The 17842-nt window shown below is 66.6% G+C and carries 12 protein-coding genes; 8 read left to right on the top strand and 4 right to left on the bottom strand.

Annotation, left to right across the window (positions count from 1 at the left end; all coding sequences use genetic code 11):
- Positions 1 to 57 precede the first annotated feature (57 nt).
- From arsH to V5G24_RS06575, 6 genes are all read left to right on the top strand, one after another.
- Positions 58 to 738, top strand: a complete 681-nt coding sequence (gene arsH, locus V5G24_RS06600) for an arsenical resistance protein ArsH (protein ID WP_394085482.1) — start codon at positions 58 to 60, stop codon at positions 736 to 738.
- 335 nt (positions 739 to 1073) lie between these two features.
- Positions 1074 to 3497 (top strand): DNA topoisomerase (ATP-hydrolyzing) subunit B, encoded by a 2424-nt coding sequence (gene gyrB, locus V5G24_RS06595; protein WP_394085393.1) that lies wholly within the window; start codon positions 1074 to 1076, stop codon positions 3495 to 3497.
- Between the two features lie 152 nt (positions 3498 to 3649).
- Positions 3650 to 5434: a glucan ABC transporter ATP-binding protein/ permease gene (locus V5G24_RS06590; RefSeq protein WP_394085392.1), complete on the top strand. Its 1785-nt coding sequence runs from the start codon at positions 3650 to 3652 to the stop codon at positions 5432 to 5434.
- 197 nt (positions 5435 to 5631) lie between these two features.
- Positions 5632 to 7098 carry a D-alanyl-D-alanine carboxypeptidase family protein gene (locus tag V5G24_RS06585; RefSeq protein ID WP_394085391.1) on the top strand — a complete coding sequence of 489 codons (1467 nt, stop codon included), beginning with the start codon at positions 5632 to 5634 and terminating at the stop codon, positions 7096 to 7098.
- A 700-nt stretch (positions 7099 to 7798) separates the two neighbouring features.
- Positions 7799 to 8974: a CobW family GTP-binding protein gene (locus V5G24_RS06580; RefSeq protein ID WP_394085390.1), complete on the top strand. Its 1176-nt coding sequence runs from the start codon at positions 7799 to 7801 to the stop codon at positions 8972 to 8974.
- Positions 8971 to 9534, top strand: a complete 564-nt coding sequence (locus V5G24_RS06575; protein WP_394085389.1) for a DUF924 family protein — start codon at positions 8971 to 8973, stop codon at positions 9532 to 9534. The genes V5G24_RS06580 and V5G24_RS06575 overlap by 4 nt, the downstream gene beginning before the upstream one ends.
- Here V5G24_RS06575 and V5G24_RS06570 read toward each other — a convergent pair.
- A complete protein-coding gene (locus V5G24_RS06570) occupies positions 9524 to 10702 on the bottom strand; it encodes a TIGR03862 family flavoprotein (RefSeq protein ID WP_509292317.1) in 1179 nt (392 codons plus the stop codon). The two genes, V5G24_RS06575 and V5G24_RS06570, sit on opposite strands and share 11 nt — an antisense overlap.
- Positions 10703 to 10958: 256 nt before the next feature.
- Positions 10959 to 12245, bottom strand: coding sequence for a crotonyl-CoA carboxylase/reductase (gene ccrA / locus V5G24_RS06565; protein WP_394085387.1), 1287 nt, complete (start codon positions 12243 to 12245; stop codon positions 10959 to 10961).
- 352 nt (positions 12246 to 12597) lie between these two features.
- Between ccrA and V5G24_RS06560 the strand changes: the two genes are divergently transcribed.
- Entirely contained in the window at positions 12598 to 12837 is a 240-nt protein-coding gene (locus tag V5G24_RS06560; RefSeq protein ID WP_394085386.1) for a GlsB/YeaQ/YmgE family stress response membrane protein, read from the top strand.
- 121 nt (positions 12838 to 12958) lie between these two features.
- The gene (locus tag V5G24_RS06555; RefSeq protein ID WP_394085385.1) at positions 12959 to 14932 is read left to right on the top strand and encodes a methylmalonyl-CoA mutase family protein; all 1974 of its coding nucleotides are present in this window, start codon (positions 12959 to 12961) and stop codon (positions 14930 to 14932) included.
- Positions 14933 to 15025: 93 nt separating this feature from the next.
- On the opposite strand, the gene V5G24_RS06550 is transcribed toward V5G24_RS06555, so the two are convergent.
- Entirely contained in the window at positions 15026 to 16834 is a 1809-nt protein-coding gene (locus V5G24_RS06550) for a TRAP transporter large permease (RefSeq protein WP_394085481.1), read from the bottom strand.
- A 139-nt stretch (positions 16835 to 16973) separates the two neighbouring features.
- Positions 16974 to 17591, bottom strand: coding sequence for a TRAP transporter small permease subunit (locus V5G24_RS06545; RefSeq protein WP_298309107.1), 618 nt, complete (start codon positions 17589 to 17591; stop codon positions 16974 to 16976).
- Positions 17592 to 17842 lie beyond the last annotated feature (251 nt).

The raw sequence follows: 17842 nt of genomic DNA, 5'->3' as shown, positions 1-17842 counted from the left end.
GACCGCGCCTTGGCTGAACATAGCGTCCCGGGCCAGGCGTTGGGCGAAGCGTTCCGCATGCCCGATACGCAGGCCCTGTTCGCCCCGCCCCCGCCTCATCCGCCGCGCATCCTGTTGCTCTATGGTTCGGCCGGATCGCGCGCCTACAGCCGCCTGCTGACCCTGGAGGCGGGGGCTCTGCTCGAGACGCTGGGGGCGGAAGTGCGCATCTTCGAGCCGCTGGGCCTGCCCCCGCCCGACGATACCGCGGCGGACCATCCAAAGGTCGCGGAGCTGCGCAGCTTGTCCGCATGGTCCGAAGGCCAGGTGTGGTGCAGCCCGGAGAGCAATGGCGCCATGACCACGATCCTCAAGGCGCAGGTCGACTGGCTGCCCCTGCCCCTGCTCCCTGCCCTGCCCCTTGCCACCGGCGCAGCCCAGCTTACGCAGGGCAGGACGCTGGCGCTGATGCAGATTTCCGGCGGCACGCGATCCTTCAACGCGGTCGATCAGATGCGCATTCTCGGCCAGCGCATGGGCATGATCGCCATCCCCAGCCAATACTCCGTCGCCGAGGCCTATAACGCGTTCGACGAAGAGGGACACATGAAGCCATCGTCCTCTTATGATCGTGTCGTGGACCTGATGGAGGAACTGATGAAATTCACTCTGCTGACCCGGGGCGCCTCGGCCTGTCTCACCGACCATTTCAGCGCGCGCAAGGATGCATTGACGAAGAAATCTCCGGCTGGCCGCTGATCCCGGCGGCGCGCGCGGAGCCCGTGGCGGCTCGGCCTGCTTCGCGCCGCGACAGCCACCCCCCGCGTGAGCCCCGGCCCGCGCGCAGAGCGACGCCTTGCCGGCTTGACGTTCGTCGCGCGCGGGCGCACACGTGCGTGATGGATTTGGCACGCCCTGCCCTTCTTGCCGCTGTTCTCGCATGCAACGCCGCCCGTTTCGATCAGGCGGTCCCTGCGCTGACGGCGCGGACCCTGGCACGCGGTCGCGGTGGCCATAAGATGGGCACTTGCCACCAAATAACCGCGGCTTTGCGGTAAAAGATATCCAAGCGTTCCAACGATTCGAGACACATCATGGCCGAACCCGCGCCCGCGGCATCCCCCGACGACTACGGGGCACAATCCATCCAGGTGCTGAAGGGCCTCGATGCCGTGCGCAAACGGCCCGGCATGTATATCGGCGACACCGATGACGGCTCCGGTCTGCATCACATGGTCTATGAGGTTGTGGACAACGCCATCGACGAGGCGCTGGCCGGCTATGCCAATGAAGTCACCGTCACGCTGAACGCCGACGGCTCGGTGACCGTGACCGACGACGGGCGCGGCATTCCCACCGACCTGCATCATGAGGAAGGCGTCTCGGCGGCCGAGGTCATCATGACCCAGCTGCACGCCGGCGGTAAGTTCAACCAGAATTCCTACAAGGTCTCCGGCGGCCTGCACGGCGTCGGCGTTTCGGTGGTGAACGCGCTGTCCACGGTGCTCGACCTCACCATCTGGCGCAATGGCAAGGAGCATTTCATCCGCTTCCGCCATGGCGACGCGGAAGCCCCGCTGGTGGTGAAGGGCGATGCCCCTCCCGGCAAGCGCGGCACCATGGTGACGTTCACGCCCAGCCCGGAAACCTTCACCCATATCGCATTCGATTTCGCCACCCTGGAACACCGTCTGCGGGAGCTGGCGTTCCTGAATTCCGGCGTCCGCATCCGCCTCACCGACGCCCGCACGCCGGACGTTCGTGTCGAGGACCTGATGTATGAAGGCGGCGTGGAAGCCTTCGTGCGCTATCTCGACCGCTCCAAGACGGCGGTGATCGCCAAGCCCATCGTGATCCGCTCGGAGCGCGACGGCATCCAGGTGGAAGCGGCGCTGTCCTGGAACGACAGCTATCACGAAACCATCCTGTGCTTCACGAACAACATCCCGCAGCGCGATCGCGGCACCCATTTCACGGGTTTTGCCGCCGCGCTAACGCGCCAGGTGATGGGCTATGCGGAAAGCTCCGGCATCACCAAGAAAGAAAAGGTCACGCTCTCCGGCGAGGATTGCCGCGAAGGCCTCACCGCCGTGCTGTCCGTGAAGGTGCCGGACCCGAAATTCTCCTCCCAGACCAAGGACAAGCTGGTCTCCTCCGAAGTGCGCCCGGTGGTCGAGGCGCTGGTGGGCGAGGCGCTGAATTCCTGGCTTGAGGAAAATCCGGCCGAGGCCAAGGCCGTGGTCGGCAAGGTGGCGGAAGCCGCCGCCGCCCGCGAGGCCGCCCGCCGCGCCCGCGAACTGACCCGCCGCAAGAACCCGCTCGACATCGCCTCCCTGCCCGGCAAGCTCGCCGACTGCCAGGAGCGCGACCCCGCCAAGTCGGAAATCTTCATCGTCGAGGGTGACTCGGCCGGCGGCTCCGCCAAGCAGGGCCGCGACCGCGCCTTCCAGGCCGTGCTGCCCCTGCGCGGCAAGATCCTGAATGTGGAGCGCGCGCGCTTCGACAAGATGCTGTCCTCCGAGCAGATCGGCACGCTGATCACCGCGCTCGGCACCGGCATCGGCCGCGATGACTTCGATATCGCCAAGCTGCGCTACCACAAGATCATCATCATGACCGACGCGGACGTGGACGGCTCCCACATTCGCACGCTGTTGCTCACCTTCTTCTTCCGGCAAATGCCGGAAATCCTGGAGAATGGGCATCTCTACATCGCCCAGCCGCCGCTCTACAAAGTGGCGCGCGGCAAGTCCGAAACCTATATCAAGGACGAGCGTGGGCTTGAGGATTATCTGATCAATGTCGGCCTCGACGATGCGGCGCTCTATCTCGCCTCGGGCGAGGTGCGCACCGGCGCCGACCTTGCCGCCGTGGTCGAGACCTCGCGCCAATTGCGCGGCGCGCTGAATGCGCTCCACCCGCGCTACAACAAGGCAATCGTGGAACAGGCCGCGCTCGCCGGCGCGCTCAAGCCGCATCTGCTGCGCGAGCGCGACGCCCAGGCCGAAATGACCGAGGTGACGCGCCGCCTCAACATGCTGGCCGAAGAGACCGAGCGCGGCTGGGCCGGCGTCGCCGACGAAACCGGGTTCCGCTTCTCGCGCACGGTGCGCGGCGTGCTGGAAACCAATTTCCTTGACGCCACCTTCCTGGTTTCGCCCGACGCCCGCCGCCTCGATACGCTGGCCACCGCCCTCGACGGGGTGTTCGCGGGTGAAGCGCGCCTGAAGCGCAAGAGCGACGAGACCGTGCTTCTGGGCGCGGTGGACCTGTTCGACGCGGTCACCGACGCCGGCCGCAAGGGCCTCTCGCTCCAGCGCTACAAAGGCTTGGGCGAGATGAATCCGGGCCAGCTCTGGGAAACCACGCTCGACATCAACGCCCGCTCCCTGCTCCAGGTGAAGGTGAAGGAAGTCGATGCCGCGGGCGATCTCTTCAACCGCCTCATGGGCGATGTGGTGGAGCCGCGGCGCGAGTTCATCCAGGAGAATGCGCTGAAGGCCAGCGTGGACGTGTGATCGCGGATCCTGCGCGAGCGCAGGGTGACGGCGGAGCCCTCCGCCCCCTCTGTCCGCCCTGCCCGCCGAAATAGCCGCAAGGCGCGGTTCGCCGCCTTGCGGGCGCCTCCTATCTCGGCTTTGCTGCGCCGCGATCCGGGGAGGACGGGCCCATGCAATTGCTGCGCATCTATGCGAGAGCCCTCAGCATGCTGGGGCCGTTGGCCAAAGTGGGCCTCGCGCTCGCCATCGGCAATGTGGCGCTGGCCATGGCCCAGTTCGCCGAGCCGATCCTGTTCGGTCGCATCATCGAGGCGCTGGCCGGGGCGCAGCGGGAGGGCAGCCCCTCGCTGGTCACAATTCTCACCCCGCTGCTCGCGGCCTGGGTTGCCTTCGGCCTGTTCAACATCGTCGCCGGCGTTTTGATCTCGCTGCATGCCGACCGCCTCGCCCATCGCCGGCGGCTGGGCGTACTCACCGAATATTTCGAGCACGTGCTTCAGCTGCCCCTCTCCTTTCATGGCGAGACCCATTCGGGCCGCCTGCTGAAGGTGATGCTCCAGGGCACCGACTCGCTCTGGAGCACGTGGCTGTCCTTCTTCCGCGAGGATTGCGCGGCGATCGTCTCGCTGCTGGTTCTCCTGCCGGTGGGCATCTACATCAATTGGCGGCTCGGCTTGGTGCTGATCGCGCTGATCGTGGTGTTCGGTATCGTCACGGCCTATGTGCTGAACCGCACCCAGGCGATGCAGCAGGAGGTGGAGGAGCACAATTCCAGCCTCGCCGAGCATGCCACCGACGCGCTCGGCAATGTGGCGGTGATCCAGAGCTATACCCGCATCGAAGCCGAGGTGAGCGGCCTGCGCGCCACAGCGACCCAGCTCCTGGCGGCGCAGATTCCCGTTCTGTCTTGGTGGGCGGTGGTGTCCATGGCCACCAAGGCCGCCACCACCTTGACCATCCTCGCTATCCTGCTGATCGGCACCTGGCTGCATCTCCAGGGGCTCGCGGCGATCGGCGATATCGTGACCTATGTGGGCTTCGCCACCATGCTCATCGGCCGGCTCGACCACACCGTGAGCTTCGTCAATCATCTGGTGATGAGCGCGCCGGGGCTCGGCCAGTTCTTCGAGGTGCTGGACACTGTCGGCGCCGTGCGCGAGCGGCCCGGCGCCCCGGACCTCGCGGCGGTGAAGGGCGACGTGCGCTTCGAGAATGTGTCTTTCTCCTATGACGGCAAGCGCTCGGCGCTGCGCGATGTGAGCCTGCACGCCGCGCCGGGGGAGACCATCGCTTTGGTGGGCACGACAGGCGCCGGCAAATCCACCGCGCTTGCCCTGCTGCACCGGGTGTTCGATCCCCAGTCCGGCCGCGTGCTGGTGGACGGCACCGACATCCGGGACATCACGCTCTCCTCGCTGCGGCGGCAGATCGGCGTCGTGTTCCAGGAGGCGATGCTGTTCAACCGCTCCATCGAAGACAATCTCCGGGTTGGCAAGCCCGATGCGACGCCGGAGGAGATGCGGCTCGCCCTGTCCCGTGCCCAGGCGCTGGAACTGGTGGAGCGCAATCCGGAAGGCCTGCACGCCCTGGTGGGCGAGCGCGGGCGGGCTCTGTCTGGCGGCGAGCGCCAGCGCCTCTCCATCGCCCGCGCTTTGCTCAAGGATCCGCCGATCCTGATCCTCGACGAGGCCACCAGCGCCCTCGACGCCACCACCGAAGCCAAGGTGCAGGCGGCGTTGGACGAGGTGATGAAAGGCCGCACCACCTTCGTCATCGCCCATCGGCTCGCGACCGTGCGCAATGCCGACCGTATCCTGGTGTTCGACGACGGGCGCATCGTCGAGGCGGGCAGTTTCGAGCAATTGATGCGGCTCGGCGGGCGGTTCGCGGAACTGGCGCGGGCCCAATTCCTGGACGATGGCACGCATGTGGTTCGTCCGCTCGCGGAAACGTGAGAACCGCCGCAATGCGGCGCGGCATCCTGCGTCGCCTGGAGACACGCGATTCAGGCGCCGTACGTGACCCCCGTCCAAGCTGACGCTTGCATGGCAGGGTCGCGCATGCCGCTTTCATCTTTCCGGATGCTCTGAAAAGAGCTAAGGAAAGCAAGGCCACGGGGGTCTTTCCAGCTACGGAGCCAACTTTGCCGGGCTTGTCCTGTCTGTCCGCGCGCGGCGCGCTGCGCCGCCTGACCCTCGCGATCGCCGCCCTCGGCGCGCTCGCGACCGCAGGCCACGCCACCCCGATCCTCCTGGTGGAAGCGGACACGGGCAAGGTTCTGGAACAGCAGGAAGCCGGCAAGCCCTGGTATCCCGCCTCCGTCACCAAGCTGATGACAGTGTATGTGGCGCTGAACGCCATGCGCGAGGGGCGCATCACCCCCGATACGCTGATGACGGTCTCGCCTTATGCCGCCTCCATGCAGCCCACCAAGATGGGGTTCGCGCCGGGCACCCAGGTGACGCTCGACAATGCTCTGAAGATGCTTCTGGTCAAATCGGCCAATGACATGGCGGTGGTGATCGCCGAAGGGGTGGGCGGCAGCGTGCCGTCCTTCGTCGCCGAGATGAACGACACCGCCGCCCGCCTCGGCATGGCCGGCTCCCATTTCGAGAATCCCAACGGCTTGCCCAATAGCGACCAGTTCACCACCGCCCGCGATCTCGCGGTGCTGGCGCGGGCGCTGATCTATCATTTTCCAGAACATGAAATGCTGTTCCGCATCCCCGCCATCAAGATCGGCAAAAGGGTACTGCGCAATTACAATCGCCTGATCGACCGCTATCCCGGCGCCGACGGCATGAAGACCGGCTTCATCTGCGCCTCGGGCTTCAATCTGGTGGCCACCGCCACGCGTGGCAACAAGCGGCTTATCGCAGTTATTCTCGGCGCGCCCTCGGGAGTCGCCCGCACCGAGCAGGCGGCGCTGCTGTTCGAAAAGGGCTTCCAGCCCTCCTGGTCCATCTTCGGCGCCGCCTCGCCGACGCTGGATACGGTGGTCGACACGGGAGGCACGCCCACCGACATGTCGCCCCAGATCTGCGGACGCAAGCGCGCCGTGCAGGCGGCAGAGAACGAGGACGAAAACGCGTACGGTGCACCCGGTTCCGGGCCGAACGCCTATGCAGTCTCGGCGGACCTTGCCGCCGGCTTGAGCAAGGGCGCCGGCGCAGCGTTGTTGCAAAACCTGCCGCCCTCCATGCCGCCGATCCCGGTGTTCGTCGGCCCACGCAACGCACCGATGTCCCCGGATACCGCCATGCCGGCGGAGGTGAAGCCCAAGCCGAAGAAGAAGCCCGCCGCCACCGCCAACGCGGACCCGCAGGCGCCTGCCGCCAAGCCGAAGAATGCCGCGGCAAAGAGCGATACAGAGGCCGAAAAGCCGGCCGCCAAACCTGCCGCGAAGCCGGCTGCAAAGCCCAAGCCTCCGGCCAAGGAAGCGAGCACCGCCACCAGCGCGCCCACGCCCGCCAAGAAGCCCACGCCCGCCGGCGCCACCGCCGCCGCCGAGCCGGCCTCCAAGCCGAAGCCGAAGCCGGCCAAGCCCGCCACCATCGACGCTGCCGATCCGCTCACCTTCGGCCCGCCGCCGGCCGCCCGCACCAAGCCCGGCGCCTGAGCTTTTGCGCCCCTTCAGGGCAGACGTCCGGCCGGATGGCCCAAAGCGGTTCGAGGCCGGACGCCCAAGACCGGACGCCCAAGGCCTGAAGGGTCAAGGCCTGAAGGGTCAAGGCCTGAAGGGTCAAGGCCAGGCGGCGCTGCGGTGGAACGCAGCCCGCATCTGCGGCGATTCCTGACTGCAACTATCCCTATCCGCGCCTATCCCTGACTGAGCTCATCCGCGTCGGACGCCCTTGATCCCGCCGGCTTCGCAGCCCGGCAGCGCCCGGAGCGAGCGACGCGCCCGGCCGCATGGATAGCGATCGCGCGGCGTACGTCATTTTGCATAGAGGGCGGCGCAGGCCCACATGACGGTGCCGCCCGTATGCAGGTCTCGCCCACAAGCCAATTCCGCCCGCATGCCGGTCTTGCCCCATGCCCTTGCGGCGGCGCGCGCCCGTCCCATCTGTCTTCATGGGCAAGGTACGAAGGCAAGGCACAAAACTCGCCTTGCGCCGGATGCTTTGACAGCCCTGCCGCAGAATCCCGCCGCGCTTCGTAAGCCACACTGGCCCGTCGCGCTTGGCCGGACAATCGGCGCCTGACAATCGGCGCCGCCGCCGCTTGGCCCCTCGCCCGCACTGCCCTATAGGCAAGGCGAGCGCGGTCCTGGTTCGGCGGCGCCCCTCTGAGGCGACCCGCCTCGCGGATGACATGACATGATTTCCTCGCCGCCGCTCCCCGAGGCCGCACCGGCCGCATCCTCCCCCGCGAAACGGGCGGGACCGCCCGAGCCGATCCCGGTCACGGTGCTCACCGGCTTTCTCGGCGCGGGCAAGACCACCTTGCTGAACGCTTTGCTGGCCGACCCCGCGCTCGCCGATACCGCCGTCCTGATCAACGAATTCGGCGAGATCGGCCTGGACCATCTGTTCGTGCGCGAGGTCTCGGAAGGCGTGGTGCTGCTGGCGAGCGGCTGCGTGTGCTGCACCGTGCGCGGCGACCTCGTCACCGCGCTGGAAGACCTGCTGCGCGGGCGCGACAACAACCGCCTGCCGCCCTTCTCCCGCGTGCTGATCGAGACCACCGGCCTCGCCGACCCCGCCCCCATCCTCTTCACCCTGATGACCCATCCCTATCTGGTGATGCGCTATCGGCTGGACGGCGTAGTGGCGGTGGTGGACGCGATCAACGGCGACGCCACCCTCGATGCCCAAGGCGAATCGGTGAAGCAGGCGGCCATGGCCGACCGGCTGGTGCTCACCAAGACCGATCTCGTGGAGACCGAGGCCCAGCGCGCCGCGCTCGCGGCCCTGAAAGCGCGGCTGCGCCAGCTTGCCCCCGCCGCGCCTTTGCTCGATGCCGCGAAGGGCGAGGCCACGGGCGAAGCCCTGCTCCAGGCCGGCCTTTATGATCCGAGCGGCAAAGTCCCCGATGTCGCCCGCTGGCTGGCGGAGGAGCGCATCGCCGCCGCCGAGGAAGAGACCGGCGCGTCGCATGACCCCAATCGCCATGACGAACGAATCAAGGCGTTCACCTTGGCGACCGATGCCGCCATCTCCGCTTCCACCCTCGACCTGTTCCTGGAGCTGCTGCGCGCCACCTATGGGGCGAACCTGCTGCGGCTGAAGGGCATCGTGAAACTCGCCGACGATCCGGACGCCCCCATCGTGCTGCACGGCGTGCAGCATGTGATGCACCCGCCCACCCGCCTGCCCGCCTGGCCGGACGACGACCACCGCACGCGGCTCGTGATGATCGTGCGCGATCTCGACCCGGCGGTGGTGCGGCGCCTGTTCTCCGCGTTTCTCGGCATCCCGCAGGTGGATACGCCGGACCGCGCGGCGCTCACTGACAATCCCCTCGCCCCCGCCGGCATGAGAGGCGCGCGATGAGCTTGCTGCCCACTCCGTCCGAGATCGTCGGCTTCTGGCGCGCCGCCGGTTATGATCGCTGGTTCTCCTCCGATCCCGCGTTCGATGCCGACGTGCGCGCGCGGCTTTTGCCGGCGCACGAGGATGCGGTCGCCCGTGGCGCAGGATCGAGGTTGCTTGCGGATTATGAGGACAGCGCCGACGGCGCGCTGGCGCTCGTGCTGCTGCTGGACCAGGTGCCGCGCAATGTCTTCCGCGGCACGCCGCGCGCCTTCGCCACCGATGCCGCCGCGCGCCAAGTGGCGGACCGCGCCCTGGTACGCGGGTTCGAGCAATCTTTCGAACCGGCGCTGCGCGGTTTCTTCTTTCTGCCGCTGATGCATGCGGAGGATTTCGCCTGCCAGCAGCGGTGCGTGGCGCTCTATGAGAAGCTGGGCCAAGAGAAGGAACTGAAATACGCGATCCTCCATCGCGACGTGATCGCCCGCTTCGGCCGCTTCCCCCATCGCAATCCCATCCTCGGCCGCACCATGACGGCGGAGGAAGCGGCCTATCTCGCGGCCGGCGGCTTCAGGGGGTAGCGCGCGCCGCGAGGAACGCCGAGATGCCCTCCGCCGCCGCCCGGCCGGTGGCGAAGCAGGCCTGGAGCAGATAACCCCCGGTGGGGGCTTCCCAATCCAGCATTTCCCCGCAGGCAAAAGTGCCGGGAACGGCGCGCAGCATGAAATGATCGTCCAGCGCATCGAAGCCGATGCCGCCGGCGCTCGAAATCGCCCGCTCCAGCCCCGCCACCGCGCGTACCTTGATGGGTGCGGCCTTGATCAGGCGCGCGAGCGCGGCCGGATCGGTGGGCAGTGTGACGCCCGCCGCCTCGCGCAACAGCCCCACCGCCACCGGCGAGAGGCCGACCGCCTTGCGCAGGCGGTTGGAGAGGGATTGCTTCAGCGGCCCGGTCGCCAGCCGCCGCGCGATCAGCGCCTGGTCGAAATCCGGACGTAGGTCGAGCCGCAGATGGGCTTCGCCCTCGGTCGCGAGGCGGTCGCGCACCGCGCGGGAGAGCGTATAGACCGCCCCACCCTCGAGCCCGCGCGCCGTCACCATGGCCTCGCCGCGCACCGGGCCCGCGCCGGCGCAGGAAAGGGCGATGCGCTTCAGCGGTTCGCCGGCAAATCGTTCGCGGAACGGTGCGGACCAGTCGATCTCGAGCCCCATATTGGCCGGCGCGAACGGCGCGAGCGCGATGCCGCGTGACGTCAGATGCTCCGCCCAGCCCCCATCCCCGCCGAGCCGGGGCCAGGAAGCGCCGCCGAGCGCGAGCAGCGTCGCATCGGCGGCGATCTCTTTAAGCCCGTCGGGGGTCTCGAACATCAGGGCGCCGGAGGGGGCCCAGCCGCGCCAGTCATGCCGCGTGCGCAGTTCCACGCCGAGCGTCCCGAGCCGCCGCAGCCAGGCGCGCAACATGGGCGAGGCCTTGAAGCTGTCGGGAAACACGCGGCCGCTGGAGCCGATGAAGGTGGATTCGCCGAGTTCCGCCGCAAACGCGCGTGTGGCATCGGGCGGAAAGGCGCGGATCGCCCCGTCCAGCAGCGGCGCGGTCTGTCCGTAGCGGGAGAGGAAATGTTCCAGCGGCTCGCTATGGGTGAGATTGAGCCCGCCCCGCCCCGCCATGAGGAATTTGCGCGCGGGCGATGGCATCTTCTCGAACACGCTCACCCGATGGCCCTGCGCCACCAGGCGATCGGCGGCCATGAGCCCGGCGGGGCCGGCGCCGATCACCGCCACATGGGTGGCGCCGGGGCGCGAAGACTCGTTCTGGGCGGAGGGCTGTGCGGGCGGTGGGGTCATCGCATGGGTGTAGAGGCCCGCCGCCCGGATCGGAAGCAAAAGCTATGTCTGGCCCCGGTGGGGACCAGACATATTACAGGAGCGGGTGCGAGGTGCCGGTGATAGGGGCCGGAACCTCGGGGCGCGGAATGGGAGCCCGCGCGGTCGCGATGCGGCCGGATCAGCCGGCGGCGATTGCTTCCAGCACGTCCTCGAAGCTGCGCAGGCCGGTGCGTGGAGCGTTCACCAGCACCGCCATGTTGCCGGGCGCATGCTGGTTCTTCCACATCTTGGTGTGCGCCATGGGAATGCGATCCCACGGGAACACTTCCGACATGCAGGGGTCCACGCGCCGGTCGATGATGAACTGGTTCGCGGCGGAGGCCTGCTTGAGATGGGCGAAGTGGGACCCTTGGATGCGCTTCTGGCGCATCCACACATAGCGCGCGTCAAAGGTGATGTTGAAGCCGGTGGTGCCGGCGCAGAATACGATCATGCCGCCGCGCTTGGCCACCAGGGTGGAGACCGGGAAGGTCTGCTCGCCCGGATGCTCGAACACGATGTCCACGTCGCGCTTGCCGGTGATGTCCCAGATCGCCTTGCCGAACTTGCGGGCTTCCTTGGTCCATTCGGTATATTCGGGCGAATTGACCTTGGGCAGCTGGCCCCAGCACTTGAAGTCCTTGCGGTTCAGCACGCCCTTGGCGCCGAGGCCGAGCACATAGTCGCGCTTGGTCTCGTCGGAAATCACACCGATGACATGCGCGCCGGAGGCGGCCGCGAGCTGAACGCCGAACACGCCGAGGCCGCCCGAGGCGCCCCACACCAGCACATAATCGCCCGGCTTCACAGCATGCGGGGGGTGACCGAACAGCATGCGATAGGCGGTGGCCATGGTGAGCGTGTAGCAGGCGGATTCTTCCCAGGTCAGGTGCAGCGGGCGCGGCATGAGCTGGCGCGCCTGCACCCGGCAGAACTGGGCGAAGGAGCCGTCCGGCGTCTCATAGCCCCAGATGCGCTGGGAGGGCGAGAACATCGGGTCGCCGCCATTGCACTCCTCGTCGTCGCCGTCGTCCTGGTTGCAGTGAACCACGACCTCGTCGCCGACCTTCCAGCGCTTCACCTTGGAGCCCACCGCCCAGACGATGCCCGAGGCATCGGAACCGGCAATATGGTAAGGCAGCTTGTGCACGTCGAACACGGAGATGGGCTCGCCGAGGCCGGCCCAGATCCCGTTGTAATTGACGCCGGCGGCCATCACGAGCACCAGCACGTCGGTCTCGCCGAGGGTCCAGGTGGGCACCACCTCGACCTGGAAGGATTCTTCCGGCGGCCCATGGCGATCGCGGCGGATCGCCCAGGCGTACATATTGGCGGGCACATGGCCCAGGGGCGGGATCTCGCCCAGCTCGTAAAGATCCTTCACGGCGGCGCCCTGCGGCGTGCTGGCGACTGCGCTCTGACCCATTGCTCCCGTCCTTCCTTCCTCCGGGGCCGTTTCGGCCGCATTTGTTTCGCGTTGCAGCGTAGCAGAGAAAATTCCGCTGGCGAGCCCCGTTTATAACGCGTCAATACTTTCCGCCTCCGGGCTGCAACCGCATGCAGGCCGGGCCGATAACGGCGCATGTGCCGGCATATGCGGGCAAGGTTGCACAGCACGGGCGCTGGGCGCGCCCCAGACTTTGGTCGAGGCCGCGACGAAAATACACCGTTTCAGGGCGCGGATGATGCACGCGCACACTCGACCGGCTCGCGGCTTTCAGGCAAAAATCCACGCCTCGGCGCGCACCCGCGCTTCCACTCGTTTTGTGAGGATCGCCATGATCGGCCTTATTGGAATGCTCCTCATCGGCGCAATCGCCGGCTGGCTCGCCGGCCAATTGTTCCGCGGTGTCGGCTTCGGCGTGCTCGGCAACATCGCGGTCGGCATCGTCGGCGCGCTGATCGGCGGCTTCCTGTTCGGGAATGTGTTCATCGTCGGCGGGCTGCTGGGCCAGATCATCAGCGCCACCATCGGGGCGGTGATCTTGCTGTTCGTCATCAGCCTCGTGAAACGCTGACCCAGCAGCGCCGAATGCAGCGCGGAAGATTTCTGCGCCGCTCCGCATATTTTCCAATCGACGACAGCCGCGTTGCAGCGCACATTATTGCAATTGTTGGGTGGAGAATGAGGACGTGACAATGACCAGCCGCGATAAACCCTGGTTGTTCCGCACCTATGCGGGTCATTCCACTGCCGCGGACTCCAACCGGCTCTATCGTTCCAACCTGGCCAAGGGCCAGACCGGCCTCTCGGTCGCGTTCGACCTGCCCACCCAGACCGGATACGACAGCGACCACCCCCTGGCGCGCGGCGAAGTGGGCAAGGTGGGCGTGCCGATTTCCCATCTCGGCGACATGCGGACCCTGTTCCAGGACATTCCGCTCGCCGAGATGAACACGTCCATGACCATCAACGCCTGCGCCCCCTGGTTGCTGGCGCTCTATATCGCCGCCGCCGACGAGCAGGGGGCAGATCGCAAGCAGCTCCAGGGCACCACGCAGAACGACATCATCAAGGAATATCTCTCGCGCGGCACCTATGTGTTCCCGCCCGCGCCCTCCATGCGGCTCACCAAGGACGTGATCGTCTTCACGACCGAGCACCTGCCGCGCTGGAACCCCATGAACGTGTGCTCCTACCACCTGCAGGAAGCCGGCGCGACGCCGGTGCAGGAACTCGCCTTCGCCCTCGCCAATGCCATCGCCATCCTCGACACGGTGAAGAATTCCGGTGAAGCCCAGGGCGCGGTGTTCGGCGAGGTGGTGGGGCGCATCTCCTTCTTCGTGAATGCCGGCATGCGGTTCATCACCGAGATGTGCAAGATGCGGGCGTTCGTGGATCTGTGGGACGAGATCTGCATCAACCGCTACGGCATCACCGACCCCAAGCAGAAGCTGTTCCGCTATGGCGTGCAGGTGAATTCCCTCGGCCTCACCGAGCAGCAGCCGGAGAACAACGTCTATCGTATTCTTCTGGAGATGCTGGCGGTGACGCTCTCCAAGAAGGCCCGCGCACGCGCCGTGCAATTGCCGGCCTGGAACGAGGCGCTGGGCTTGCCGCGCTCGTTCGATCAGCAATGGTCGCTGCGCATGCAGCAGGTGGTGGCCTATGAAACCGACCTGCTGGATTATGGCGACATTTTCGACGGCTCCACCGAGATCGCCAAGAAGGTCGAGGCGCTGAAGGACGAGGCGCGCGACGAACTGGCGCGCATCGAGGCCATGGGCGGCGCGGTGGCGGCGGTGGAAAACAGCTACATGAAGCAGGCGCTGGTGGAATCCAACACCCGCCGGCTGGAGAATATCGAGCGCGGCGAGCAGGTGGTGGTCGGCGTGAACCGCTGGACCGAGACCGAGCCCTCCCCCCTCACCACCGGCGAAGGCTCCATCCTCACCGTGCCCGAGCATGTGGAGCCGGAGCAGATCGCCCGCCTTCAGGCTTGGCGCGCGGCGCGCGATCCGGCGGCGGTGGATGCGGCGCTTGCCGGCCTGCGCAGCGCCGCGCAGGAGGGGCGCAACATCATGGAGCCCTCGATCATCTGCGCGAAGGCCGGCATCACGACCGGGGAATGGGGCGCGTGCCTGCGCGAGGTGTTCGGCGAATATCGCGCGCCCACCGGCGTCGGCCGCGCCGCGCGCATCGACACCCAGGGCTTGGACGAGGTACGCGCCAGCGTCGAGGCGGTCTCCGCCAAGCTCGGCCGCCGCATCAAGTTCCTGGTCGGCAAGCCGGGCCTGGACGGCCATTCCAACGGCGCCGAGCAGATTGCCGTGCGGGCCCGCGATGCCGGCATGGAAGTGGTCTATGAGGGCATCCGCCTGACCCCGGCCGAGATCGTCAACGCGGCGCTCGAGGAGAGCGTCCATGTCATCGGCCTCTCCATCCTCTCCGGCTCCCATGTGCCGCTGGTGCGCGACGTGATGGACCGGCTGCTCGCCGAGGGGTTGACCGACGTGCCGGTGGTGGTGGGCGGCATCATTCCGATGGAAGACGAAATCCAGCTGAAGGCCTTCGGCGTGGCGGCGGTCTATACGCCCAAGAATTTCGAGCTGAACCGCATCATGGCCGACATCGTCGCCATCGTGGATCGCGAGGCGCAGAAGGCCGCCTGAGCCACGGTCTTCCGCGCGCAGAACCTCCTCACCGCACAAACAAGAAGAGCGCCAACCGAGATTGGCGCTCTTTTTTTGCGGGCTCGCCGCCGGCTATTTGCCGAAATCGAGCACCGGGGGCGGCGGATCGCCGATATTGGGCGATATGCTGTCGAATTGCTGCTGAATCTGGTTCTGATCCAGCGACACGCCGCCCGCCTTGTAATGCGTCACCATCTGCGGAAACAGGATGACCAGCGCCACCATGATCATCTGGATGATCACGAACGGCACCGCGCCCCAATAGATCTGCCCCGTGGTCACCGGCTCCATGCGCAGGCCGGTCACGCGATCGAGATAGGGCACCTTCGGCGCCACCGAGCGCAGGAAGAACAGCGCAAATCCAAACGGCGGGTGCATGAACGAGGTCTGCATGTTCACAGCAAGGATGATGCCGAACCAGATCAAATCGATACCGAGCTTGTCGGCGGCGGGCCCCAGCAGCGGGATGATGATGAAGGCCAGCTCGAAATAATCGAGGAAGAAGGCCAGCACGAACACCAGCAGATTGACCACGATGAGGAAGCCGGTCTGGCCGCCGGGCACGGAGGTCAGCAATTCTTCGACCCAGCGGTGCCCGTCCACGCCGTAGAAGGTGAGCGAGAACACGCGCGCACCGAGCAGGATGAACAGCACGAAGGCGGAGAGCTTGGCGGTGGAATAGGTCGCCTGCCGCAGCAGGTCGAACCTCAGCCGTCCGCGCGCCAAGGCCAGCAGGATCGCGCCCACCGAGCCCATGGCGCCGCCTTCGGTCGGAGTCGCAACGCCGATGAAGATGGTGCCGAGCACCAGGAAGATCAGCGCCAGCGGCGGCACCATCACGAACACCACCTGCTCGGCGAGCTTCGAGAGCAGGCCGAGCCTGAACACCCGGTTGATGACCGCGACCACGAAGGCGAGGCCCACCGTCATGGACATGGTCAGCACCACGTAATCGGCGCCGAACTTCACGCTGCCGCGCTGCATGATGGTGATGGCGACAGCAATGGCGAGCGCCAGCGCGATGAACAGCGAGGGCGTCAGCAGCTTGGCGGTGCCGGACATCACGAAATAAAGCAGCACGAACGAGACCACGCCCCACACCGCCGGATTCGCGACGCCGGGAATGAAGCCGGCGGTCAGCCCCGGCAGCGAGCCGGTGGCGATCAACACCGAGAGGCCCGCCGCGGCGATGGCGCCGAGGATGCGCGAGGGCATCATCTTCTGCTGGGGGTCCCGCAGGTTCTGCGCTTCCAGCGGCAGGCCGGGGGTCGCTGTCGGGAACAGCGTGGAGACCAGGAAGATATAGCCCGCGTAAAGACCCGAGAGAATGAGGCCCGGCAGGAAGGCGCCGGTATACATGTCGCCGACCGAGCGGTTGAGCTGGTCCGCCATGACGATCAGCACCAGCGACGGCGGGATGATCTGGGCCAGCGTACCCGACGCCGCAATGACGCCGGTCGCGACGCGCCGGTCATAGCCATAGCGCAGCATGATGGGCAGCGAGATCAGGCCCATGGAAATCACGGAGGCCGCCACCACGCCGGTGGTAGCCGCCAGCAACGCCCCGACGAAGATCACCGCATAGGCAAGGCCGCCGCGGATCGAGCCGAACACCTGGCCGATGGTGTCGAGCAGGTCCTCGGCCATGCCGGAACGCTCCAGCACCAGCCCCATGAAGGTGAAGAACGGCACCGCGAGCAGCACCTCATTGTTCATGGTGCCATAGACGCGCTCGGGCAGGGCCTGGAGGAAATCCGGGCGGAACAGGCCGAGCTCGATGCCGATGAGGCCGAAGATCAGGCCGTTCGCGGCCAGCGCGAAGGCCACGGGATAGCCGAGCAGCAGGAACAGCACGAGCGCGCCGAACATGATCGGCGCCATATTGTGGGTGAACCAGCCGCGCAGGCCGGGTTCGGCGGCGAGTGCGAAATCGCTGGAAAGCCCAAGCAGGACCAGGGCACAGGCGAGCACAAGGCCGACCTTAAAGGTGCGGGACGCGGACATTCTTCTGTTCTCCCGCTCAGGCCTTGGGGGTCGGTTCGAGGGGGATGTCGACCCGGTCGGCATCCGCCAGCAAACGCTCCGCCTCGGCGGCGAGGGCGAGATGACCGCCCACATTCTCGTTGGGGTCCTCCATGCGCCCGGTGATGATGGCGACGCGCTTGATGAGCTCGGAAATCGCTTGGAGCAGCAGGAAGAAGAAGCCGATGGGCACCAGCGCCTTGGCCGGCCATTGCGGCAGGCCGCCAGCGTTCAGGGATTGCTCGTTGATGCCGTAGGAATTCAGCGCGAACGGGATCGAGGTCACGAGCAGCACGATCGCGAACGGCATCAGGAAGAAGATATGCCCGAAAATATCAATGCCGTCGCGGGTGCGCTTGGACAGGCGCGAGCTGAGGATGTCGATGCGGATATGCTCGTTGTCGATGAAGGTCCAGGACGCGCAGAGCAGGAACACCGCCGCGAACAGCACCCATTGCAATTCCAGCCAGGAATTGGAGCTGAGATCGAAGACCTTGCGGATCACGGCATTCAGCGCCGACACCAGCACGGCCACCAGGATCAGCCATGCCACCGCCTTGCCGATGCGGATGTTCACGGCATCGATCGCTCGGCTGAGCGCGAGCAGAATGTTCATTTGGGAGTGTCCCCGCATTTCCACTTGAGGCGATCTGATTTTCACGTCGCCATTGGCCGGGCACCATAAGGGAGCCCTAAATGCATTCAAGCCTCAACTATCGTCTAAGCGTCACAAGGCCTGCCGGGCACGGGCTTTCAACAGGATGAGGGCGGTCGCGTGGATGTGCCGGCGCGGTTTGCACGTGGATGTTTGCATCGCTGCAATGGCGCGGCGGCGAGCGCGTGCATAAGTTTGATGAAATAGATCCG

This window comes from Roseixanthobacter finlandensis (assembly GCF_043195105.2).
Taxonomy (GTDB): Bacteria; Pseudomonadota; Alphaproteobacteria; order Rhizobiales; family Xanthobacteraceae; genus NCEH01.
Note: the sequence above shows the minus strand (reverse complement) of the source record. Positions and strands in the feature narration are given on the sequence as shown.

Excerpts from the sequence above, each read along its gene's own strand:
- V5G24_RS06590 (WP_394085392.1), top strand. The coding sequence starts at position 3,650 with ATGCAATTGCTGCGCATCTATGCGAGAGCCCTCAGCATGCTGGGGCCG.
- V5G24_RS06580 (WP_394085390.1), top strand. The coding sequence starts at position 7,799 with ATGATTTCCTCGCCGCCGCTCCCCGAGGCCGCACCGGCCGCATCCTCC.
- ccrA (WP_394085387.1), bottom strand. The coding sequence starts at position 12,245 with ATGGGTCAGAGCGCAGTCGCCAGCACGCCGCAGGGCGCCGCCGTGAAG.
- V5G24_RS06555 (WP_394085385.1), top strand. The coding sequence starts at position 12,959 with ATGACCAGCCGCGATAAACCCTGGTTGTTCCGCACCTATGCGGGTCAT.
- V5G24_RS06570 (WP_509292317.1), bottom strand. The coding sequence starts at position 10,702 with ATGGCCGCCGATCGCCTGGTGGCGCAGGGCCATCGGGTGAGCGTGTTC.
- V5G24_RS06575 (WP_394085389.1), top strand. The coding sequence starts at position 8,971 with ATGAGCTTGCTGCCCACTCCGTCCGAGATCGTCGGCTTCTGGCGCGCC.
- V5G24_RS06545 (WP_298309107.1), bottom strand. The coding sequence starts at position 17,591 with ATGAACATTCTGCTCGCGCTCAGCCGAGCGATCGATGCCGTGAACATC.
- V5G24_RS06560 (WP_394085386.1), top strand. The coding sequence starts at position 12,598 with ATGATCGGCCTTATTGGAATGCTCCTCATCGGCGCAATCGCCGGCTGG.
- V5G24_RS06550 (WP_394085481.1), bottom strand. The coding sequence starts at position 16,834 with ATGGCGCCGATCATGTTCGGCGCGCTCGTGCTGTTCCTGCTGCTCGGC.
- arsH (WP_394085482.1), top strand. The coding sequence starts at position 58 with ATGCCCGATACGCAGGCCCTGTTCGCCCCGCCCCCGCCTCATCCGCCG.
- gyrB (WP_394085393.1), top strand. The coding sequence starts at position 1,074 with ATGGCCGAACCCGCGCCCGCGGCATCCCCCGACGACTACGGGGCACAA.